The sequence below is a fragment of the Actinomycetota bacterium genome (genome assembly GCA_040757835.1).
GTDB lineage: Bacteria > Actinomycetota > Geothermincolia > Geothermincolales > RBG-13-55-18 > SURF-21.
On record JBFLWJ010000027.1, the window covers coordinates 14,166 to 37,478 of the forward strand.

Below are 23,313 nucleotides of genomic sequence, written 5' to 3' on the forward strand. Positions count from 1 at the left end.
GACGCATGTTCCTGTCCAAGCCCGTACCGGAAGAGCTCATCCGGCGACTGATCGAGGAGATAGCGCCGCTCAATAACCTTTACCGTCAAGCGGTGAAAGAGCATCAGCCTTGCTATGTTTCCCTCGGGTATCTCTGGGATATCGGGGATATCCTGCTGGAGGCGGGGGTGGACCAGATAACCCCGCTCGCCTCGGCCATCCATGCAAGGAGCTATATAACGGCTCAGATAGTGATGTATTCCTTTAGAATACGTAGATATTTCCCTCAACGCGGAACCATTAAGCGGCGCTTCGGCAAGGTGACCTCATATGCCGCCTTCCGCGACGCTTTCCCCCTTCTGGAGAACGAGCGTTACCGTTTGAGCAGGGTTAAGGAGAGGGAGCTGGTGAAGTTGCTGAATTCCGGGAAGGAAAGCAGGGAGATCAGGCGAGAAATAGCGTCTTTGAAGAAGGCCAGGGTGCCGGAGAGGAAGAAGCGCGATATGCGCCTGCACGAATTGGATTCTTTCGTGCAGGTGTTTGATGAACAATTCGGCGAATTGCAGGCATTGATGGAAAAAGGATCGAGGCAGGGCATAACTCGCTTCGCAAGGCGAATGGGGATAGAGGTGCTACTGTTCTGCAACCGCTTATGCCTCTCCCTGGCAGACGAGAGCTTCGCTCCACCGGAAGAAATGCCTCCGCTCGATGACATCGACCCACGCTGGAGCGTATTCATTAAGGGCATGTACGAGGTGACTTCCGGAGATAGGGTCGCCAGGAACCGGGCACGCCGCAGAATCAAGCCCATGCACTTCGTTACAATGGGAAGCTACATGGATATCTTGAGGGATGAGAGAAAAATCAAAGAGTATATCGGAAAACGTTGAAGATGGCCGTATTCTCATATGTTTCGGTCAACAAATGGTCAATATAGCTGAGCGCAAGTGAGGAAAACCGAGAGCAACTGAGAACAACTGGATTCTAAGAAAACCGCAGGATATTTGTAACTCAGAACAACTCAGAGCAACTGAGATAAACTGAGAGAAACCGCATTTCCCGGACTGTAAATCCGTTGGCTCAGCCTACGGAGGTTCAAATCCTCCCTCCCCCACCAGAAATAAAGAAGCAGGCCAGAGAACGGTTTCTCTGGCCTGGTTGCCCTTTCCAGGAACCTACTGCGATAGGCAACGGACTATCTATCAAATGATGCCTTAAATTAATATGATGTCCATAAGGACAACAAAATTTATAGGAGCAACATTGATAGAGGCAAAGATTGTTAATGAATTAATGAATGGCATCGGGGAGATCCTGCCCATTCCTGGGTTGAAGTTTGAGATATCCCCTGCCAAGAAAAGAGAAGCCGGGTCGCCCGAATATATCGCTTCGATATCAATCGATGGCAAGGGAGTCAAGGCAGCCATTGAAGTACTCCCAACAAGGAGTTCGGCGATATTTCGGAGCAAACTGGCAAGCCTTGTGTCCTATGCCGATCGGGATGGTGGCTTAGTCCCGCTGATCCTGTCGGATTACCTGAGCAAGGAGAAGAGGGAGGAATGCAAGGGTGCCGGGGTCCTCTTCATCGACCTTTCAGGAAATGCCTATATCTCTCATGGGGGAATATATGTAGAACGCGAGGGTTTTCCTAACAAGTATCCGGAAAGAAGGCTGGGGCGTGGACCTTTCTCCGACAAAGCATCACTGATACTCAGGGTAGCTCTTGAAGAGAGGAGCAGATCATGGGGCGTTAGAGAGGTAGCCCAAGCAGCCGGACTTGATCCAGGCTTTGTCTCCCGTATGATGAGGGAGCTTGAGATAAGGGGCTATTTCGGAAAAGAGGGTAGAAGATTCAAGTTGCTGGATGCGAAAAGCCTTCTCGAGGACTGGATAAGCGCATACGACTACCGCAAGAACGAGGAACACGGCTATTTCTGCCTGGCTGATAATCCCGGTGAGATACTCGACAGATTGCGCGATGCGGGGAGGCATAAAAGCCTACCTTACGCCCTGTCCTTCCAGGCCGGGGCCAACCTGGTGACTCCTCATTCCGTCTATAGCGAAGTACATATATATCTGAGGGATGAAAGCGGCCGGAAATTCCTTGAGCGGCGACTTAAACTGAGAGAAGTAGAAAGAGGGGCAAACGTCATATTGTGCTACCCGCACTATAGGTACTCAGCCTTCCACGAGATGCATCAGGTAGAAGGGCTCTGGGTCGTATCGGATCTGCAACTCTATCTTGACCTGTACAAGTATCCTTTGCGGGGACTGGAACAGGCTGAATATCTTTACAGGCACCGGTTGAAGAGACTCATCGAGGGATGATACACGGTGGAGAAGACCTTCAAGCATAGCCTGTTCAAAGTTGTTGAGATTCTTGGCGAGTATCTCTCCGAGGTCGTCTTCGCGGGTGGCTGGGCGCCACTTATCTACTACCACTATCTAATAGGAGATAAGGCCAGGACTCCGCTCCTGACCCAGGAATTCGATTTGATGGTTGGAAGGCGGATCGGCAAAAGGGATAAGAGCCTCAGGCCAAGCCCCGTCAGTATGTATTCGAGATATTCAATGAATTCAACGAAGAGCAAGGCATGTAATAGGGGAATCCATTCCGCTGTCAGCACCCGGCCCTCCTTTTGCGAGAAGGCGTAGAAGTTCAAGATCGTCCTCCCCATCCATACGGGCTTCTGTCGGGTCCCTCGGGGAAATTTTAAGTACGTTCTTCCCATCCTGCCTGATGACGTGGCCAGGATCCTCCCCTGCCTTAAGATCCCCGCCTTCCTTGATGGCCTGGAGGTCTTGGGTTGCTGTACGTGTTCAGGGACAGGTAACGGGATATAATAAGGTGACAAGCTATATGGGCTACGGACTCTGCGAAGATCTTAGAGCAGACGGGAAAACAGCCGTGTCGACGAGGGCTAAATTGATGGTCGGCTTTGCTCTGATAGGGCTTACCCTCATAGGGTTCCTCGTCACCGATATCGTCATCACATCGGAACTCGATGACCTCAGTAAAGAACAGAGCCTGGTGGCGGATGAGATGGCTAGGGAGTATGCACTCAGGAGCGCGATCGAGGGGTCCGTCATCTCGGCCGAGGTACTGCTGCAGGGAGGTGTTGGCCGGGAGGAGTACGAAGCAGCGAAACAGGCGGTAAGGGTCGAGTTCGCCGGGTACGAGGCAGCTGTCAGGGAAGCAGGAATGAACCCCGGGTTGGAGGACAAGATAATCGTCGACCTACGGAGGATCGAGGACACCTATATTCGCCTGGAGAGAGAGATGGACGCCTCGGTTGACTCCTACCTTGAGGGCAAGCAACGTGAAGCGCTGGAGGCGCTGCGCGAGGCGACAGTCGAGCTGTTATCCGGAGAGATCTCGCCGGTGCTGGACGAGCGCATCTCTCAGACCTATGCCGAATTGATCCGTTACCGGGACAAGTCGGCCAGTTCTCGTCAAGCGCTGGCCGTCCTCCCCTGGGTTTTCGTGGTTTTCTCCACCGCCCTGGTAATCGCGACCTACCGGATCACGGAGAGGAGCATAAGCGGGTATGAGAAGGAGCTTGAGGAGGAGATCGCCGAGCGCAAGGAGGCACAGGAGAATGCTCGGCAAATCAGGACCGCATTGGAGAAAACAGTGGAGGACCTCGCCCGCTCCAACCGCGAGCTGGAGCAGTTCGCTAATGTGGCCTCCCACGACTTGCAGGAACCGCTGCGCATGGTGGCCAGCTATCTGCAGTTGCTGGAGAAACGCTACAAGAACGCGCTGGACTCCGATGCCGACGAGTTTATCGGCTATGCCGTGGACGGGGCAACCCGCATGAAGGCTATGATAGACGACCTGCTGGCCCTCTCGCGCGTGGAGAACAGGGGTGGAGAGTTCGAGTTAGTGGACAGCGAGAAGGTGCTAGAGGGCGTACTGAGAGACATTGGGCTGGCCGTGGAGGAGAACGAGGCCGAAATCACCCACGATGATCTGCCTTCGGTGATCGCGGATGAGGCGCAGCTCTCCAAACTCCTGCAGAACCTCATCACCAACGCCATCAGATTCCGCGGCGAGGAAGCACCTCGCGTGCACGTCTCCGCCCGCCAGGAGATCGGTGAATGGGTGTTCTCGGTTGCGGATAACGGCATCGGCATCGACCCGAAGTACCACGAACGCATCTTCCAGATCTTCGAGCGCCTGAACCCGAGGAGTGATGTATCCGGTACGGGCATCGGCCTGTCCATCACAAGGAAGATCGTAGAGCGCCACGGTGGGAGAATCTGGGTGGAATCGGAGCCCGGCCGGGGCTCAACCTTCTACTTTACACTGCCCGAGAGAAGAGAGAGGTAGGTGATCACCGTGGGGAACCAAAGAACCGGGCGGCTCGTGGAGATCCTCCTGGTGGAGGACAACCCCGGGGACGTGAGGCTCACCGTTGAGGCTCTCAAGGAAGGCAAGGTGAGAAACCGGCTGAACGTGGTCGGCGACGGCGAGGAAGCTCTGCGCTATCTCTATCGCGAGGGGGAGTTTTCGGGAACCACACGGCCCGACCTCATCCTGCTCGATCTCAACCTTCCCAAGAAGGACGGCAGGGAGGTACTGGCGGAGATAAAATCCGATCCCGACCTGCTGCGCATCCCGGTGGTGATCCTTACCACTTCCCGGAGCGATGAGGACATACTGAAGAGCTACGACCTCCACGCCAACTGCTATATCACCAAGCCGGTGGACCTGGAGCAGTTCATGTCGGTGATCAAGTCCGTGGAGTGTTTCTGGCTGGAGGTCGTGGTGCTGCCGTGAGACGGCACCAGCAGAGAGAGGATACGATGAAAGTCTTGCTGGTAGAGGACAACCCCGGCGATGTCCGCCTCATCCGGGAGATGTTGGCCGAGGCAGGCGGGCATGCCTTTGAGCTGCTCGGAGCCACCACCCTGAAGGAGGGGCTGGAGTGCTTGACGCGGGGCTGTGACGCTGTGCTCCTGGACCTGGGCCTCCCCGACAGCCGGGGCCTCGACACCCTGCGCGGGGTGGTCTCCACGTATCCGCGCGTGCCGGTGGTCGTACTCACGGGGCTGAGAGATCGTGAGATGGGACTGGCGGCGGTGAGGGAGGGGGCCCAGGATTACCTGTTCAAGGAGAGGGTTGACGGCGAGCTGCTCTCACGCTCCCTGGCCTATGCGGTGGAGCGCAAGCGCTACGAGGAGGCGCTGCACGAGAGCGAGGCGCGCTACCGTTTCCTCTTCAACATGGGCAACGACACCCTCTTCATCCACTCCGTGTCGCCGCGGGGCATGCCCGGGCGCTTCGTGGAGGTGAACGACATAGCCTGCGAGCGTCTGGGCTATACCCGGGAGGAGTTACTGCAGCTTTCCCCTGCCGACATCGAGGATCCAGAGGACCCGGCCATGATCCTGGAGATGATGCGGACATTGCTGGAGGAAAAGAAAGTGCTTTACGAGACGGTGTACTTGGCCCGGGACGGCAAACGGATTCCGGTGGAGGTCAACAGCCATCTCTTCGAGTTCGAGGGCGTACCGGCCGTCTACTCCGTCGCCCGGGATATCACGGAACGCAAGCGGGTCCAGGAGAGGATGGAACGACTCACCGGGTGCTTCCTCAAGCTCGGGCCCGATGTCATCGAGAACATGGAGACCATAGTGCGGGCAGGCAGCGAGATCCTGGAGGCCACCTGTACGGGATACGGACGTCTGCAGCGGGGTACCTTCTCCTGCCTGAGCGATTTACCCGGTGAGGAGGGGCTGATCATCACCGATACACCGAATATCTACATGTGCTACCGGATCATCACCGCGGCGGTCAGGAAAGCGGTGGTATACGAGGACCTTCGCGGTTTGCCCCATGCCCGGGAGGACCCCGTCATCCGCGCACACGGCTTTTTGTCCTGCCTGGTTTATCCCGTTATCATGGGCGAACAGGTCATCGGATGCCTCTGCGTCTTCGATCGCGTGGTGCGGCGCTTCAGCAGCGAGGAGGTTGAGATAGCGGGCCTACTGGCACGCATGCTGGTCATCGAGGAGGAGAGGCTGGCCCGCGAGGAGGGCTTGAAGGACTTCATCGACATCGCCTCCCACGAGCTGCGCCATCCAATCACCATCATGAAAGGATACGCGGTGACTCTGCGACAGATGTGGGACAGGCTGGACGAGGGAACCCGCGTGCAGGTGCTCAATTCCATCGAGGCCGGTGCGGACAGACTGAACAAGCTGGGAAAGGAACTCCTGGACGTTTCCCGCATCGAGCGGGGCCGCTTCACCGTTGAGGCGAAGGAGCTGGACCTGACACCCCTGCTCGCGCAAGCGGTGGGGGAGATGGAGGCACGGGGGACAGGCAACGCCTTCACCATCCACCTCCCGGAGCGGGCATACCTAATCCTCGCCGAAAAGGAGAAGATGCACCAGCTGCTGGTCGTCCTCCTGGAAAACGCAGTCAAATACTCCCCCCCGGGCTCCCCCGTGGAGGTGTGGATTGAGGAGGAGGGTGATGAGGTGGTGGTGGCGGTGATGGACAGAGGCCCGGGCATCCAGGAGGAACACCTCGACATCATCTTCGAACGCTTCGGCCAGGTAGATGACGCTCTGCACCATTCCGCCCCCGGCATGGGCATGGGGCTGTATATCGCCCGGCAGATCGCCGAAGGGCACGGTGGCCGTATCTGGTACGAACCCCGTGACGGAGGGGGCTCGGTCTTCCGTTTCAGCGTGAAGGCCAGGGAGGCGGGGGAGAAGATCAGGTGATCATGCCGCTGCGCAAGGCCGAAGCCACCGCCTCGGTGCGGTCCTTTACCCCCAGCTTCTCGAAGATGTGGCCGATATGCGTCTTAACCGTCTGGGTGCTTATGAATAGCTTTCCCGCAATGTCCTTGTTGGTATAGCCGTCCGCCAGCAGCTGCAGGACCTCCAGCTCCCGTTTGCTTAGGCCGAAGGTGTCGCGGTTCTGCCTGGCCATCAGGGCGTATTCCCTGATGAGCTGGGCCTGGGCCTGGGAATGCAGAGACGCTTCGCCCCTGCTGACGGCATGGATAGCGCGGGTCAGCTCGTCCAGGTCGGTGTTCTTGAGCAGGTAGCCGGTGGCCCCCGCCTTGATGGCCTCGTAGACGTAGGTCTCCTGGTCCATCATGGTCAGCATGATCACCTTTACCTCCGGATCGCGTTCCCTGATCATGCGCGTGGCCACGATCCCGTTCATGCCCGGCATGCTGACGTCCATGAGGATGAGGTCTGGCTCCAGGCTCTTGCTCTGGGTAACCGCTTCCTCCCCGCTGGAAGCCTGTCCCACCACTTCGATGTCTCTCTGGAGGGACAGCATGCTCACCAGCCCCTCCCGTACCAGCTTGTGGTCGTCCACGACCATAACCCTGATCGGCTTTATCGCTCATCCCCCCTTATTTCCCGGAGCGGTAGCTCGACTCTGACGGAAGTCCCCTGCCCCGGCTCCGAGGCAATGATAAGGTCTCCCTTGAGATATTCTACCCGCTCCTTTATGCCCAGCAGGCCGTACGACCCCTCGGGGCGTACGGCGTCCGTGGTATCGAAACCCCGGCCGTCGTCTCGGATCTCCAGAACCAGCAGGTCATGCGCTACCCGCATGACCACCCATCCTCGCCGGCAGTCCGAGTGCTTGGCCATGTTGTTGAGACACTCCTGGAAGATGCGGTATATGCCGCTTTCCGCCTCGGGATCCAGTGGCGGGATACTGTTTTCCAGTTCGAGAAACAGTTCGAAACCCGATGCCTCACTTGTGGAGATGGCATATCGCTCCATCGCCTTGACCAGCCCCATATCGCCGAGGAGGGGAGGGCGCAGGCCGTTTATAAGGTGGCGCATCTCGGTTATGGAGGTGTTGATGACCTCACGCGCTTCTTCCAGGGAACGCCGGGCTTCGGCGGGAAAGTCCTCCATTCGCGCCAGCGCGTACTGCTGGCTATAGAGGGCACCAACCAGCCCCTGGATGATGCCGTCATGCAGCTCTGCCGCCAGGCGCCTTCGCTCCACCTCCTGGGCGGTGATTACGCGATGCAGCAGATCACGCTGTGCTTCCTCTTCACGCCGTATGTCCTCGTACAAGCGGGAGTTCTCGATGGCCATGGCTGCCTGATTGCAGATGGCATAAAGCAGGTCTTCCTCGCCTTGCCCCAGCTGTAGTAGGTCGTCACGGGTCAGGGTCAGGGCCCCGATGAGCTGTTTCTTGGCCACCAGGGGAAAGATGTAGATGGATTTCAGGTAATTGAGCAGTGAGGAGGGCTCCCGCAGGTCAAGGTGCGGGTTGACCGTCTTTACGCATCTGCCGGTGCTCCGGAGTTCGTCGATGTACTCGCTTCCCAGTCCCTCCAGGATAACCTGCAGCAAGGCCATCTCCCTTGAGTCGATGGGGACGAGGCTCTTAGCGGCGGCGAATCTGAGGCGGTTACCGCCCCGGGCGATAAGGGTGATGCCGCAGAGCGTCAGGTCGAAGAGGCTCAAAAGGCGACCGGCGATGATGTCCAGGACCTCCTGGAGGTCCAGGGTGGAGACCAGGGCACACGTGATGTCGTGGATCGTAGCCAATTGCAGTTGCCGAACCATCTCCGCCCGGTGCGTACTCTTTTCACCGCGTACGTCCGGCTGCAGCGCCCGCTCGACGACTTGCTTGAGGCCGAGGGGGCTGAATGGCTTGGTCAAGTATTCCCGGGCGCCTCCCCCATAACCCTTGATCTTGTCGAGATCGGATGTGCGGGCGGTGACTATGACCACGGGGATCTCCATGCTGGCCGGATTCTCGCTCAGGCGACGTAGCACCTCCCACCCGTCCATCACCGGCATCATGATATCCAGCAAAACGCAGTCCGGTTTCTCTTCCCGTACCAGCCTGAGGGCCTCGATTCCGTTGTTCGCCTTGAACACGGTATAACCGTCCAGCTCAAAGACGAGCGACATGACCTTTACCATCTCGGGATCGTCGTCGACGACCAGGATGCGCGCTTTCTGCTGCGGCTCGTTCATCGCTTCCCCCGCGGGATTCAAGCCTGAACCGTTTAGGAGTTACCCCCCCAGCCTTACCGTAATCATACCAGACATCGGGAAACCGAGGCTCGTGAACCGTTCATACCATTGGCGGGCCTCAATCACCCCCGGGGGCTATGAGCTATCGACGGTCCTCCCCCGATTAGATAGTACGGAAGGGAGGAGAAGACCATGGAGAAGAAGAAGATCCTGGTAGTTGACGACGACGTGGATATCGTCAGGATACTCTCGATCAACCTGCGGTTCGAGGGGTTCGAGGTGATCTCGGCCTTCGATGGAGCCACCGCGGTAATGCAGGCGCACCGCCACCGGCCGGACCTGATGCTGCTGGATATAATGATGCCCGCTGGCAACGGTATAAGCGTCGTTGAGAGACTGAGGAACTCCTCGCGCACCGACCAGATCCCCATCGCCTTCATCAGCGCCCTGCCCAGGGAGGAGCTGAGAGCCAAGGCGGAGGAGGCCGGTATACACCATTTCTTCTGCAAACCTTTCGACATCAGCGCCATTATCTGGTACCTGAAGAAGGATCTGTTTCCGGACGAGTCCCATCTGTATCCGGACGAGATCCACACCCGCATCGCTGGTTAAAGGCGCGCGCCGCGCGTTCGGCAGATATAAAAAGGCAGGCCAGACCGGCAAGAAGAGGTGACGAGGCAGACCACCAAGAAGAGGGAACAAGGCCTGCCTTATCTGCCGAACACGATCCATCACACCCGTCTATCCGGGTTGGCCTCGGCACCTGGTGACTGGCGGAGCGCTGTTCCTCGCGGTTTGGTCCTGGAGCGGCGGACGGCAGCTCTGGCAGACAGCCACCCGGAACGACGCCGCCCGTTCGCGGATTTTTCATCCTCCCGTGAGGCAATATGGTACCCTCGGGGTATGCGGGCGGTCTCCCACCGTTTCGATAACCGTATTGAAGTTGAAACCGGAATCCGTGTGCCGGATTGAAATGTTTCCGGCGTTGTAATATGAATATATATGAGCGAGAAACATCAAGTCCGTGGTTGGGGCGAAAGAAGGGTGGATGATGAAGAGGATACTTGTAGTGGACGACGATCCTCTGGTCACCAGGCTATTGAAGATCAATCTCGAAATGGCCGGTTTCGGGGTCGAGGAGGCGCTGGACGGAGAGAGCGCGGTCAGAATGATATTGGAGAACCCCCCGGATCTCCTGGTGCTGGACCTGATGATGCCGAACATGGACGGCTGGGATATCCTGCGCAAGATAAGGGAGATGGAGGACTTGAGGGAACTCCCGGTGATACTGCTGACCGCCAGGGTACATGACGAGGATCTCATCCGCGGCTGGGAGATGGGCGCGGACGACTATATCACCAAACCCTTCAATCCAATGCAATTGCCCGACCACGTCACCAGCGTCCTCAACCGTACGCCGGAGGAACGGTTGGACTGGCGGCGCCGGGAGCTGGCAAAGCTGATCGGGCTCAACCAGGACGAGGTGCCCGCGGACGGCTAAGGGGACTCGCCTGGAGGGACCCGCCACTGGTGCGTCCCAAGCAGGGGCCTCTCCACTGCCTGGAGAAGAAGCGCGAGGCTAAGCTGATGGAAACATCAAGTGATAGGGATTGGCCCCACCGGAGAACACCTTTATCTACCTGCTTCCCCTCGAACCACTTGTCCGTTTCGCCCGGGACCTTCCGGTGGCGGTCATGGAGCGCCGCGGCCATGAGCCCGGACTTCCTCGTCCCGAGAAAGCCCCGAAACCCACGCGCTATGTTTTACGCTGCATGCTGTAACTGAGATAATCGTCGTAGGGGGAAATGCGGTTATGTCAAGGTCGGGTAGATGTGTGGAGAATGCCACCCGCGAGGGCGAAGATAGCGGTCGGGCGCGCGGGCAACCGCCACGGGGCCTGATAACCTGGAGGTGGATCGTTGCTTACTTGGTAGTGGTAGCCCTCGTGGCCATCTCCGGGGTGCTTCTCGTGAGATTCCTGCAGGGAAACGCCAAGGAAAACGCCCTTGAAGAACTGACGTCGGTCGTCAACCTCAAGACCAACGAGATCAGCGAGTGGTTCGAGCAGAGACGCGGGGACGCCACCAGGATCATGCAGACCCCCTTCTTCACGCGGGCTGCCCGGGGGTTCCTGGCAGACCCCGGCCAGTCCGAAGAGAGGGACGACCTCCTGACCTGGATGGAGTCCTATTTGCGGAATAGGTATTACCGCAGCGTCTTCCTCCTCGATACGGCCGGAGAGGCGGTGCTGGCCGCGTGCAAGCCGGGGGAGGTAGTGGGCGACTACGCCCGGGACCTGGCGCTTGAGGCGATGTCCAAAGGGGAGGTGGCCATCTCCGACCTCCACTACGGCGAGGGCGATAACCTGGTACATATCGACCTCATAGCCCCCATCCCCTCCACCTCCACCAGCACCCCCGCCGCGGGCGCCGTGCTCCTGAGGGTCGACCCCTATACCTACCTATACCCCCTCATCCAGTCCTGGCCCTCCCCCAGCGACAGCGCGGAGACCCTAATCGTGCGCGTCGAGGACGGCGAGATCGTCTTCCTGAACGAACTGCGCTACCATGAGGGCGGCCCCCTTTCCCTGAGATTACCCGCCGGGGAGGAGAATCTGCCGGCGGCCCTTGCCGCGGGAGGGTTCGAGGGAGTGGTCGAGGGGACGGATTACCGCGGCGTGGAAGTCCTGGCGGCGGTGCGCGGGGTGCCCGGCACCGCCTGGTACGTCGTTGCCAAGGAGGACGCAAGCGAGGTCTATGCCTCCATTAGTGCGCGCACCTGGCTGGCCGTCGGTTTCACCACCATGATGGTCATCGCGCTGGGGCTCCTCATGGGCCTGCTCTGGATCCGGAAACGGGGCCAGTTCTACCGCTGGCAGTACGCAATGGAGGCGGAGCGCTCCACCCTGGCCCGGCACTGCGAATACCTCACCCGTTACGCCAACGACATCATCGTGCTCATGGACGAAGCCTGGAGGATCGTCGAGGTCAACGAGCAAGCGGTAAAGACCTACGGCTATACACGTGAAGAGCTGCTCGGCATGTCCGCTCCCTTGCTCCGCTCCGAGGCGGCGAGGGCCGGTTTCGCCCAGACGGTGCGGGAGCTGGATATCGGCGACGGCACCGTCTTCGAGACCGAGCACGTTCGCAAGGACGGCACCACCTTTCCGGTGGAGATAAGCGCCCGTGTCATCGAGACCAAAGGCGAGCGTTTCTACCAGGGGATTATCCGGGATATAAGCGAGCGCCGACGCATGCAAGAGGAGTTGCGTGAAAGAGAGGTCTTCATGCGGCGGCTCACCGACAACATGCTGGACCTTATAAGCCAGATCGATCTCGAGGGCAACTTCGTCTACCTCAGTCCCTCAAACGAGAGGGTGCTGGGATACCGCGAGGCGGATCTCCTGGGCACCAACGTCATGGAGCTTGTCCACCCCGACGATCTGCCCGCGGTAGCGGATTCCTACGTCAGGTCAAACATGGAACTCGTGCCGGGAAAGGTCGAGTTCCGGGCCAGGAAAGCCGACGGCACCTATATATGGGTGGAGTCGGTGGGGAACCCGCTTTACAACGAGGCGGGCGAGCTCATCGGCGCCATCTTCGCCACCCGCGACATCAGCGACAGGAAGATGGCCGAGGATGAGGCGGAGCGCGGCAGGATGCTCCTCTTCTCCGCCTTCGAGATGGTCCCGGCCACGGTGATCTTGCTGGCGCCGGACTACACCTTCCGTTACGCCAACAGCTACTTCCGCGAACTCTTTGGGGACCCCGGAGGGAAGAAATGCTACGAGGTGCTGTACGGCCGCTCTACCCCCTGCGAGGAATACTGCCCGCTTGGGATCATCGAGACGGGCGAGCCGTTCTCGCGGGAATGGAGCGACGAGTCGGGAATGTGTTTCCTGGTGCACTACTTTCCCTTCGAGGACATGGACGGCCAGGGGGCGGTGCTGGAGATGGGGATAGACGTCACCGACCGCAAGCGCATCGAGAAGCGCCTGGAGAGGATCAACCGCTGCTTCCTGGAGCTGGGCACCAAGCCCCTGGAGAACGTGCTCATGATCGTGGATGCGGGGCAGGAGATCATGCAAGCGGTCGGCATGCACTACAGCCACTTGAACAGGGGCGGGATCTATGTGTACCGGACAGCAAGTGATGGCGCCGGCCGGAAGCACCTGGAGATGGATGATTGTCCGATCTGCCATACCGTGATCGCGGAGGGCGGCGGTGAGCCTTTCGTGCTGGAGGATCTGCCGGCTAGTGGCTATGATGGTCTTCTCCCCGACGCGGTCCAAGACGGGTTTGGCTCTTACCTCGCCTACCCCGTCAAAGCCCATGGTGTGACCGTGGGTGTCCTCGGATTGCTGCGCGGGGAGAGAGGCGCCTTCAGCGTCGAGGAGCGGGAAATCATGGGTATGCTGGCCCGGGCCATCTCGGTAGAGGAGGAACGGCTGGACCACGAGGAGGAGCTACGGGCTTTCATCGACATCGCCTCCCATGAGTTGCGCCATCCCATGACCATCATAAAGGGTTACGCTGCGACACTGAGACTGTACCGGGACAGGATGGACGATACGACGGTGCGTGGCGTTCTGGCCGATATCGAAAAGGGAGTGGACCGCCTGGAGAAGCTGGTTTATCAACTGCTGGACGCCTCGCGCATGGAACGCGACAAGCTGGTCCTGGAGAAGGCGGAGACGGACATCGAGGCATTGCTGAAGAATGCAGTTGCCGAGATGCGATACAAGGTCCCCGCCAGGGATTTCGTCCTCGATCTGCGGGAGCGGGAATGCCGCGTGGAGGCAGAAGCTGAACGCATCGGACAGGTCCTGGTGATCCTCATGGAGAATGCCGTGAACTACTCCGCGCATGATTCGCTCGTGGAAGTGGCGATGGACGTGAACGAAGAGGGGAAGGTCGTGATCTCGGTAATGGACAGGGGCGTAGGGGTGCCCGAGGAGCATCGCGGCAGGATCTTCGAGCGCTTTTTCCAGGTCGGCGACCCCTCCTACCATTCCTCCGAGGGTATAGGCCTTGGACTGCATATCGCGCGCGAGATAATCGAGGCTCACGGCGGGGAGATATGGTACGAACCGCGTGAAGGGGGCGGATCGATCTTCAGCTTCACCCTCCCCCGCCCGTAGGGTATCTGGCTTCGGACATGACCCAGGTCGCGGCGGTGCATGCCGCCATGCCCCTCTCCGAGGGTCTCCTCAAGCGTTATTGGCTTGGGAGAATGCCTGCGCGAAGGTAGCGAGATATGCTTGAACCGGCGGGGGATTCGGATATAATATTAAAAATCTGTGTAGGAAAGCGAGGCCGAAAAGCCTTGGCCATGTAGCAACATGTAGAGCCTGTATATAGCCGAACGGGAGCTTGCATGCTGGAGATAAGGTTTCACGGGAGAGGCGGGCAGGGAGCGGTCACCTCGGCCGAGCTCATCGCCGTGGCGGCTATCGGCAAGGGCAAATACGCCCAGGCCTTCCCGAGTTTCGGGCCCGAGCGCAGAGGCGCCCCGGTCGTGGCCTTCTGCAGGGTCGACGACAAAAGGATCCTCGCCCGCGCCAAGGTATACGAGCCCGATGTGGTGGTCATCCTCGACTCGGGGCTCTTGACCCTGATCGACCCGGTCGAGGGCTTGAAGCCGGACGGGATACTCATCATCAACTCGAAAAAATCCTATGAGGAGATAATGGATTCGTGCCGCTTCTCCTGCCGCGTCGGTATCGTCAACGCCGACCAGATCGCCCGGGAAGAACTGGGTCGGGTCATCGTGAACACCACCATGATGGGCGCGGTCATCAAGGCGACCGGCCTGTTCGGGATCGACGACATCCGCGGGCCCATGCTGGACCGCTTCGGGCCCAAGCTGGGGGAGAAGAACATGAAGGCCCTGGAGCGGGCCTATAACGAACTGGTTATAAAGGAGTAGGCAGACGTGGCCAAACCGATGGAAGAGATAAGATGGCAGGACCTGGAGATAGGGGCGGCAGTCAGCGAGCCCGGCAGCTCCAGGGAGTATAAGACCGGCAGCTGGCGTTCGCTACTGCCGGTGGTCGACAGGGACCAGTGCATCCGCTGTGGCGTCTGCTGGTTGTTCTGCCCGGACGCTGCGATCAACCGGTCGGAGGACGGGTCTTTCCAGGCCGACTTGGAGTACTGCAAGGGATGCGGCATCTGCGCCAGGGAATGCCCGGTGGGCTGCATATCCATGGTGATAGAGGAATTCTGACATGGCCAAAGAACGCAAGGGTATCGAGGTATCGCTGGCCGTAGCGGAGGCGGTAGGACAGGCGGACTGCGATGTCATAGCCGCCTATCCCATCACGCCGCAGACACATATCGTGGAGCATCTCTCCGAAATGGTGGCCGACGGGCACCTGGACGCGGAGTTCGTGCCGGTGGAGAGTGAGCACTCGGCCATGAGCGTATGCTGCGGCGCGGCCGCCGTGGGCGCCCGCACTTTCACCTCCACCGCCTCGCAGGGGCTGGCCCTGATGGCGGAGATATTCTTCATCGCCTCGGCCATGCGGCTGCCCGTGGTCATGGCCCTCGCCAACCGCTCCCTGTCCTCGCCGCTTTCCATCTGGAACGATCATACCGACACCATGATGGTGCGTGACGGAGGCTGGATACACGTATTCGTCGAGAACGGCCAGGAGGCCTACGACCACGTGTTCTGGGCCTTCCGCGTGGCCGAAGACCCCGCGGTGAGGCTGCCGGTGGCCTTGAACATCGACGGCTTCATAATGACCCACATGATCGAGCCCATAGAATTCGAGGACGACGAGCTGATCAAGCGTTACATACCCGAATACAGGATGGAGAAACCCCTGCACCCGGACAACCCGGTCTCCATGGGATGTTTCGGCATGCCCGAGATATACACGGAGACGCAGATGGCCCGCGAGCGGGCCCTGGTGGAGTCCTATAACACCTGCATCAAGGCATGGGAGGAGTGGGAAGCCCTTACCGGACGGCGATACCATCCGGTCGAGACCTACCGGGCCGACGATGCCGAATGCTGCATAGTGACCTTGGGCTCACTGGGCGAGACGGCCATGGCGGCCGTGGACGAATTGAGAGAGCAGGGAGAGAAGGTCGGGGTCATCAAGATCCGGCTGTGGCGCCCGTTCCCGTTCGAGGATCTTTACAGGGCGGCGGCCGGCAAGAACGCCTTGATCGTGCTGGACCGAGCCATAAGCTTCGGCGGCCCCGGCGGTCCGGTTGCCCTGGAGCTGAGGAGCGCGATGTGCGGCAGGCCGCAGGCACCGGCGATCGTGGATTATGTGGCTGGACTGGCGAGCAGGGACGTGACCGCGGAGGACTTCAAGGCGATCATCCTCGGAGGAAAAGCCAAGGCCGCAGAGGGCGACGTTTGCGGGTTCACGCTTTACGGCCTGCGCGGGTGAGGAGCAAGACATGGACAAGTTCTCGGTTTTCTCGGCGAGGCTAGTTGAAAAGGCCGAATACTTCACCTCTGGCCACCGCGCCTGCCAGGGATGCGCCGAGGCGCTGGCCGTGCGCCTGGTCATGAAGGCCCTGGGGCGCAACACCATAGTGGCCATGGCCACGGGCTGCATGGAGATCGTCTCCTCGCCGCTGCCCACGACGGCCTGGGAGGTGCCCTGGATCCACGTGGCCTTCGAGAACGCCTCGGCCGTCATCAGCGGCTGCGAGTCCGGCATGAAGTCCATGATGCGCAAGGGTAAGCTGCCCCCCAAGAAGATCAACTTCGTGGCCATGGGCGGCGACGGCGCCACGGCCGATATCGGCATGGGCCAGCTCTCCGGAGCCCTGGAGCGCGGGCACGACATGATCTACGTGTGCTATGACAACGAGGCTTACATGAACACCGGCATCCAGCGCTCCAGCTCCACCCCCTGGGGGGCCAGCACCACCACCAGCCCGGCCGGCAAGATGTCCAAGGGCCAGCACACCCAGAAGAAGGACATGCCCAAGGTCGCCATCGCCCACAATATCCCCTACGTGGCCACTGCCTGCCCCAGCTTTCCCTTCGACCTCATGGAGAAGGTCGAGAAGGCCGCAGCCATCCCGGGCCCCGCATACCTGCATATACTCTCGGTATGCCCCACGGGCTGGCGGATCCCGGTGGAGGAGGCCATTAAATATGGACGCCTGGCCGTGAACACCTGCGTGTTCCCGCTCTACGAATACGAGTACGGAAAATACCGTCTCACCTACAGGCCGTCCCCCGTACTGCCCGTGCGGGAATACATCGAGGGACAGGGCCGCTTCCGGCACCTGGCGCCCGAGGACATCGAGGCCATCCAGGAGCGCACCATGGAGGAGTACGAGAAACTGGTGAAACTCAGCGAAGAGGGTTGATCTCATGACGGATGTGAATTCGTTCGACCGCATCATAGACCGTTACGAAAAAACGGAGGAATCGCTGCTGGCCATCCTGCAGGACTTCCAGCGCGAGTTCCACTACGTCCCCGAGGAGGGCATACGCCGCCTGAGCGAGGTCATGGAGGTCCCGGAGAGCAAGATCTATGCCATGGGCACCTTCTACAAGGCCCTGTCCCTCACCCCGCGCGGCAGGCACACCATCAAGGTCTGCACGGGGACGGCCTGCCACCTCAAGGGAGCGCCGCAGATCCTGGAGACGCTGGAGCGGGAGCTGGAGGTGGAGCGCAACGGCACCACGGCGGATGGAGAGTTCACCCTGGAATGCGTCAACTGCGTGGGGGCCTGCGCCATGGCGCCGCTGACCCTGATCGACGAGGAATACCACGGGCAGACCCGCTCCTCGAAGATCATGGACATCGTCAAGAAACAGGTGGGGAGTTAGGGAAATGGGGGCCATCAACTCCATCGGGCAGCTGGAAGCCTACCGGCGAGAGCTGGCGGCCGCGGCCTTATCCGATCTGCCCACCGTGATGATCTGCTTCGGCACCGGATGCCAGGCAAATGGGGCCAGGCCCGTGGCCGAGGCCTTCGCAGCTATCATCGAGGAACAGGGGCTCGAGCTGAACGTGAACATCGGCATCAAGACCACGGGCTGCCATGGATACTGCGAGAACGGGCCGCTAGTGGCGCTCCAGCCCCGGGGTATCCTCTACCTCAAGGTCACGCCCGAGGATGTGGCGGAGATCGTGGAGGAATCCATCAAGGGCGGCCGCATCGTGGAGCGGCTCATATACAAGGACAAGACCACGTCGGAGACGATAGCCGAGTACAGCGAGATCCCATTCTACAAGCACCAGCACCGCATCGCGTTGAGGCATATAGGCTCCATAGACCCGGCCAGCATCGACGACTATATCCTGGCGGGCGGCTATGCCGGGCTGGCCAGGGCGCTGGGGATGAAACCGGAGGACATCATCACCGAGATCGAGGATTCAGGCCTGCGCGGCCGCGGGGGCGGCGGTTTCCCCGCCGGGACAAAGTGGCGCTCCTGCGCGGCCGTGGACAGCGATGTCCGTTACGTGCTGTGCAACGGCGACGAAGGCGACCCGGGCGCTTTCATGGACCGCTCGATCATGGAAGGCGACCCGCACTCGGTGATCGAGGGCATGATCATCGGAGCCATCGCCGTGGGTGCGCACAAGGGCTATATCTACGTGCGCGACGAGTATCCCCTGGCGGTCAAGAACCTGGAGATCGCCCTCGAAGCGGCGCGCGACAAGGGCCTGCTGGGCGGGGACATCCTGGGGAGCGGTTTCGCCTTCGACATCAGGATCAGCAGGGGCGGCGGCGCTTTCGTGTGCGGCGAGTCCTCGGCCCTTATGCGCTCCGTGGGGGGCGAAGTGGGCGAACCCCGCGCCAAGTACATCCGTTCGGTCGAAAGAGGCCTGTACGACAAGCCCACGGTCCTCAACAATGTCGAGACCTGGACCAACGTGCCCGAGATCGTCGTCAAGGGCGCGGAATGGTATGCCGGCATGGGCACCGAAGGCTCCAAGGGCACCAAGGTCTTCTCGCTGGTGGGCAAGGTCAACAACACCGGCCTGGTTGAAGTGCCCATGGGTATCTCCATACGCGAACTGGTCGAGAACATCGGCGGCGGCATCCTGAACGGCAAGAAGTTCAAGGCGGTCCAGACCGGGGGCCCCTCCGGCGGCTGCATCCCGGAGCGCCTGTCGGACCTGCCGATCGACTTCGACAGCCTGACCGAGGCCGGGTCGATGATGGGCTCGGGCGGCATCATCGTCATGGACGAGGATACATGCATGGTGGACGTGGCCAAGTATTTCATCAATTTCCTGGTGGAGGAGTCCTGCGGCAAGTGCACCCCCTGCCGGGACGGCCTGCCGCGCATGCTGGACCTGCTAGAAGGCATCACCGAGGGCCGCGGCGGGGAGGAGCACGTGGCCCAGCTGGAGGAGCTGTGCGACCTGCTGACCTGGGGGGCGTTATGCGGCCTGGGGACCTCGGCCGCCAACCCGGTGCTCTCCACCATCAAGTACTTCCGCGATGAGTATGACGCCCACATCAGGGACAAGAAGTGCCCCGCCGGAGTGTGCAAGGCGCTCATCACCTATGCGATAGACCCGGAAGCATGCACCGGGTGCCGCCTGTGCGCCAAGAACTGTCCGCAGGAATGCATCACGGGCGAGCGCAAGGAAGCCCACGAGATCGATACGGCCAAGTGCATCAAATGCGGCATCTGCAGGGATGTATGTACCTTCGATGCAGTGAGGATCTCATAGCATGGAAAAGATAAGCGTGATCATCGACGGCAGGACCTTCGAGGCCGTGAAAGACCGGTGCGTGCTGGAAGTGGCGCACGAGAACGGCATCTACATCCCCTCGTTGTGCTTTAACAGCGAGGTGGTTAGCAGCGGTGGCTCCTGCCGCGTCTGCCTGGTAGAGGCCCATCAGGGAGGCAGGATGAGACTGGTCACTTCCTGTAACTACCCGGTGCGCAAGGGCCTGGAGATAAAGACGGATACCCCCCTGGTGCACAGGATCCGCGGGGGCGTGCTGGAACTGCTGATGGCGCGCGTGCCGGATTCCGAGGTCGTACGGGAGATGGCCGCCGCTGAAGGGCTGACCGATGTCCGTTTCCGCCTGGATGAGGGCGAGAACGACCGCTACAAGTGCATCGCCTGCGCGATGTGCACCAACGTATGCGCCGAAGTGGTGGGCGTTTACGCCATAGCCATGGAAAACCGCGGAGCGGAAAAGAAGCCCGCCACCCCCTACCATAAACCGTCGGACGTGTGCATCGGCTGCGGCGCCTGCGCCTATGCCTGCCCCACCGGAGCCATCACCCTCAAGGAGAGGGATGGCGTGCGCCGCATATGGGGCAGGGATTTCAACCTGGTCAAATGCAGCGTCTGCGGCACCCCATACATTCCGGAAGCCCAGGTAGACTGGATAGTGAAAACAACCGGCAAGGACCGGTCCTTCTTCGATAAATGCCCGGACCACAGGTGATCCCCGGGGCGCGGCGGGGCGCCCTCATGCCCCCGGCGTTCAAGTGACGATACCGCGGAAAAGGGGGGCGCCCAAGCCGGGTCGGGCGCCTCGGTATCTCCAGATATCAGGCGAGGTCGAAGCGGTCGAGGTTCATCACCTTGTCCCATGCCGCCACGAAGTCGCGCACGAACTTCTCCCCGGAGTCCTCGCAGGCATAGACTTCCGCGATGGCCCGGAGCTGGGAGTTGGAACCGAAGATGAGGTCCACGCGGGTGCCGGTCCACTTCAGCTCGCCCGAAGCGCGGTCACGGCCCTCGAACAGCTCTTCGTCCTCCGAGGTCGCCTTCCACTCCGTGCCCATGTCGAGGAGGTTCACGAAGAAGTCGTTTGTGAGCGTCTCCGGGCGCGCGGTGAAGACCCCGTGCTGGGACCCTCCGAAGTTGGCGTTCAGGGCGCGCATGCCGCCGATGAGGACCGTCATCTCGGGAGCGGTCAGCGTCAGCAGCTGTGCCCGGTCGACCAGCAGTTCCTCCGCAGATACGGCGTATTTTTTCTTCTGGTAGTTGCGGAAACCGTCCGCGGCCGGTTCGAGCACCGCGAACGACTCCACGTCGGTCTGCTCCTGCGACGCATCCGTGCGTCCCGGCGCGAAGGGGACGGCCACGTCGTGGCCGGCGTCCTTAGCGGCTTTCTCGACGGCGGCACATCCGCCCAGGACGATCAGGTCGGCGAGGGAGACCTTCTTCCCGCCTGACTGAGCGTCGTTGAACTCTTTCTGTATGCCCTCCAGGGTCTTTAATACATCCGCCAGCCGGTCCGGCTGATTCACTTCCCAGTCTTTCTGCGGCGCGAGGCGGATGCGCGCCCCGTTCGCGCCGCCGCGCTTGTCGGAGCCGCGGAACGTGGACGCTGACGCCCAGGCGGTCGAGACCAGCTCCGAGACGGAGAGGCCCGAGGCGAGGATCTTGCCCTTGAGGTCCGCGATGTCCTGGGCGTCGATGAGTTCGTGATCGACCGCGGGCACCGGGTCCTGCCAGATCAGCTCCTCCTCCGGGACCTCCGGGCCGAGATAGCGCGAGCGGGGTCCCATGTCACGGTGGGTAAGCTTGAACCACGCCCGGGCGAAGGCGTCCGCGAACTCCTCCGGGTTCTCCTGATAGCGCCGCGCGATGGGTTGGTATACGGGGTCGAAGCGCAGCGAGAGGTCCGCTGTGGTCATGATGGTGGTGACCCGCTTCGATGCGTCGTGAGCGGCGGGCGCGAGGTCCTCTTCGTCCGGATTGACCGGCTCCCACTGCCATGCGCCGGCGGGGCTCTTCACCAGGTTCCAGTCGTAGTCGAACAGCATGTGGAAATAGCCCATGTCCCACTGGGCCGGATGCGGCGTCCAGGCGCCCTCGATGCCGCTGCTGATGGTGTCGTCACCCTTGCCGCTGCCGTAGCTGCTCTTCCAGCCCAGGCCCTGCTCCTCGATGGGGGCGCCCTCGGGCTCGGGACCCACGTGGGACGCGGGGCCGGCGCCGTGGCACTTGCCGAAGGTGTGCCCGCCGGCGATCAGCGCCACGGTCTCCTCGTCGTTCATGGCCATGCGCGCGAAGGTCTCGCGGACGTCGCGGCCGGATGCGACCGCGTCCGGCTCGCCGTTCGGCCCCTCCGGGTTGACGTAGATGAGGCCCATCTGCACGGCGGCCAGCGGGTTCTCGAGGTCACGTTCACCGCTGTAACGCCTGTCACCGAGCCACTCGTCCTCGGAGCCCCAGTAGATGTCCTCTTCCGGCTCCCAGATGTCCTCGCGCCCGCCGCCGAAACCGAAGGTCTTGAACCCCATGGACTCCAGCGCGCAGTTGCCGGCTAGGATCATCAGGTCGGCCCAGGAGATCTTGCTGCCGTACTTTTTCTTGATCGGCCAGAGCAGCCGGCGCGCCTTGTCGAGGTTCACGTTATCGGGCCAGCTGTTGAGGGGCGCCAGTCGCTGGTTTCCGGACCCCGCGCCCCCGCGGCCGTCGCCCATACGGTAGGTGCCCGCGCTGTGCCACGCCATGCGGATGAAGAGCCCCCCGTAGTGGCCGTAGTCGGCCGGCCACCAGTCCTGCGAGTCGGTCATCAGGGCATGGAGGTCCCGCTTCAATGCTTCGTAGTCGAGTTTTGCGAATTCCTCTGCGTAGTTGAAGTCCCTGTCCATGGGATTGCTCTTGTCGGAGTGCAGATGAAGGATCCTGAGGTTTACCTGGTTCGGCCACCAGTCACGGTTCGATGTGCCGCCGCCGGCGACCGATCTGCTCGCTCTGCCCGTCACCGGGCACCTGCTCCCTTCATCCATGAGACATCCTCCTTTACGCCCTTCGCTCATCCCTTCTTCAAACACTTGTTGCAGAGCCCCTTGAGCTCCACGTGAACGCCCTCCACCTCTCCCATGCCCCTGACCCTCTCCGGAAGCGGCAGCGAATCGTAGGCGGGGCTCTCGAAATCCTCGAGCTTGCCGCATCCCCGGCAGCTGAAGTGGTGGTGGGGACTTGTATTGGCGTCGAAGCGGAGCCTTCCCCGCGGAGGGCCCAAGGCGCCTACCAACCCCAGATCGTTATAGAGCCACAGGTTGCGATAGACGGTGTCAAGCGAGATGGAGGGTATCTTCCTGCGTACCTGCCGGTAGATGGTTTCCGCGTCGGGATGGTCGGCGGTCTCCATCGCCGCCCGGTATATCTCCGTCCTCTGGTGGGTAGCCTTGACGCCGTTCTGCCTGAGCGTCTCCTCGAAACGCTTCATGCGCGACGCTATCTCTTGCCGAACGGGGTTCATGGCCCTCCCAATAGAAATAATAGTTACTATTTAGGAATAGTTCTTATTATAGGTTCTTCTCCATAAAGTATGGGTGAAACGAGGACCATCGTCTACCATCTGCGAATGTTTTATCACTAGTAAGACAAGCGCAGAAAGGAGAGACGATGGTCAAGAAAGAGTATATCGATCA

Annotated in this window: 20 protein-coding genes; 16 read left to right on the plus strand and 4 right to left on the minus strand. The window is 60.6% G+C overall.

The features are described from left to right. Positions 1-5: 5 nt before the first annotated feature. The 6 genes from AB1384_14860 to AB1384_14885 all read left to right on the plus strand — a co-directional run bounded on the left by AB1384_14860 (position 6) and on the right by AB1384_14885 (position 6,717). Positions 6-869, plus strand: a complete 864-nt coding sequence (locus AB1384_14860) for a hypothetical protein (protein MEW6555551.1) — start codon at positions 6-8, stop codon at positions 867-869. A gap of 373 nt (positions 870-1,242) precedes the next feature. Continuing rightward, positions 1,243-2,307, plus strand: a complete 1,065-nt coding sequence (locus AB1384_14865) for a type IV toxin-antitoxin system AbiEi family antitoxin (protein MEW6555552.1) — start codon at positions 1,243-1,245, stop codon at positions 2,305-2,307. A 6-nt stretch (positions 2,308-2,313) separates the two neighbouring features. After that, on the plus strand, positions 2,314-2,634 hold the full coding sequence (locus AB1384_14870; GenBank protein MEW6555553.1) for a hypothetical protein: 321 nt from the start codon (positions 2,314-2,316) through the stop codon (positions 2,632-2,634). Between the two features lie 205 nt (positions 2,635-2,839). After that, positions 2,840-4,312, plus strand: coding sequence for an ATP-binding protein (locus AB1384_14875; protein MEW6555554.1), 1,473 nt, complete (start codon positions 2,840-2,842; stop codon positions 4,310-4,312). A 9-nt stretch (positions 4,313-4,321) separates the two neighbouring features. Next, positions 4,322-4,762, plus strand: coding sequence for a response regulator (locus tag AB1384_14880; GenBank protein MEW6555555.1), 441 nt, complete (start codon positions 4,322-4,324; stop codon positions 4,760-4,762). A gap of 26 nt (positions 4,763-4,788) precedes the next feature. Beyond that, positions 4,789-6,717: an ATP-binding protein gene (locus tag AB1384_14885; GenBank protein MEW6555556.1), complete on the plus strand. Its 1,929-nt coding sequence runs from the start codon at positions 4,789-4,791 to the stop codon at positions 6,715-6,717. Here AB1384_14885 and AB1384_14890 read toward each other — a convergent pair. Continuing rightward, positions 6,710-7,327, minus strand: a complete 618-nt coding sequence (locus tag AB1384_14890) for a response regulator transcription factor (GenBank protein ID MEW6555557.1) — start codon at positions 7,325-7,327, stop codon at positions 6,710-6,712. The two genes, AB1384_14885 and AB1384_14890, sit on opposite strands and share 8 nt — an antisense overlap. Before the next feature lie 20 nt (positions 7,328-7,347). After that, positions 7,348-8,961, minus strand: a complete 1,614-nt coding sequence (locus AB1384_14895) for a response regulator (protein MEW6555558.1) — start codon at positions 8,959-8,961, stop codon at positions 7,348-7,350. A 192-nt stretch (positions 8,962-9,153) separates the two neighbouring features. Here AB1384_14895 and AB1384_14900 point away from each other — a divergent pair, with 192 nt between their 5' ends. The 10 genes from AB1384_14900 to AB1384_14945 all read left to right on the plus strand — a co-directional run bounded on the left by AB1384_14900 (position 9,154) and on the right by AB1384_14945 (position 20,363). Continuing rightward, positions 9,154-9,573, plus strand: coding sequence for a response regulator (locus tag AB1384_14900; protein ID MEW6555559.1), 420 nt, complete (start codon positions 9,154-9,156; stop codon positions 9,571-9,573). A gap of 439 nt (positions 9,574-10,012) precedes the next feature. After that, a complete protein-coding gene (locus AB1384_14905) occupies positions 10,013-10,462 on the plus strand; it encodes a response regulator (protein ID MEW6555560.1) in 450 nt (149 codons plus the stop codon). 432 nt (positions 10,463-10,894) lie between these two features. Next, entirely contained in the window at positions 10,895-14,101 is a 3,207-nt protein-coding gene (locus AB1384_14910) for a PAS domain S-box protein (GenBank protein MEW6555561.1), read from the plus strand. Positions 14,102-14,337: 236 nt separating this feature from the next. Beyond that, a complete protein-coding gene (locus AB1384_14915) occupies positions 14,338-14,889 on the plus strand; it encodes a 2-oxoacid:acceptor oxidoreductase family protein (protein MEW6555562.1) in 552 nt (183 codons plus the stop codon). A gap of 18 nt (positions 14,890-14,907) precedes the next feature. Further along, positions 14,908-15,189, plus strand: a complete 282-nt coding sequence (gene porD, locus AB1384_14920; GenBank protein ID MEW6555563.1) for a pyruvate synthase subunit PorD — start codon at positions 14,908-14,910, stop codon at positions 15,187-15,189. 1 nt (position 15,190) lies between these two features. Beyond that, positions 15,191-16,369, plus strand: a complete 1,179-nt coding sequence (locus tag AB1384_14925; GenBank protein MEW6555564.1) for a transketolase C-terminal domain-containing protein — start codon at positions 15,191-15,193, stop codon at positions 16,367-16,369. Positions 16,370-16,379: 10 nt separating this feature from the next. Further along, complete coding sequence (porB, locus tag AB1384_14930) at positions 16,380-17,306, plus strand: pyruvate synthase subunit PorB (GenBank protein ID MEW6555565.1); 927 nt, start codon at positions 16,380-16,382, stop codon at positions 17,304-17,306. Between the two features lie 4 nt (positions 17,307-17,310). Further along, a complete protein-coding gene (locus tag AB1384_14935; protein ID MEW6555566.1) occupies positions 17,311-17,772 on the plus strand; it encodes an NAD(P)H-dependent oxidoreductase subunit E in 462 nt (153 codons plus the stop codon). 4 nt (positions 17,773-17,776) lie between these two features. Further along, positions 17,777-19,633 (plus strand): NADH-ubiquinone oxidoreductase-F iron-sulfur binding region domain-containing protein, encoded by a 1,857-nt coding sequence (locus AB1384_14940; GenBank protein MEW6555567.1) that lies wholly within the window; start codon positions 17,777-17,779, stop codon positions 19,631-19,633. A gap of 1 nt (position 19,634) precedes the next feature. Next, the gene (locus AB1384_14945) at positions 19,635-20,363 is read left to right on the plus strand and encodes a 2Fe-2S iron-sulfur cluster-binding protein (GenBank protein ID MEW6555568.1); all 729 of its coding nucleotides are present in this window, start codon (positions 19,635-19,637) and stop codon (positions 20,361-20,363) included. Positions 20,364-20,469: 106 nt separating this feature from the next. Here the strand turns inward: AB1384_14945 and katG are convergent, their stop codons facing one another. Both katG and AB1384_14955 read right to left on the minus strand, forming a co-directional pair. Next, positions 20,470-22,665 carry a catalase/peroxidase HPI gene (gene katG / locus AB1384_14950; GenBank protein MEW6555569.1) on the minus strand — a complete coding sequence of 732 codons (2,196 nt, stop codon included), beginning with the start codon at positions 22,663-22,665 and terminating at the stop codon, positions 20,470-20,472. Between the two features lie 26 nt (positions 22,666-22,691). Then, positions 22,692-23,141, minus strand: a complete 450-nt coding sequence (locus AB1384_14955; GenBank protein MEW6555570.1) for a Fur family transcriptional regulator — start codon at positions 23,139-23,141, stop codon at positions 22,692-22,694. Positions 23,142-23,313 lie beyond the last annotated feature (172 nt).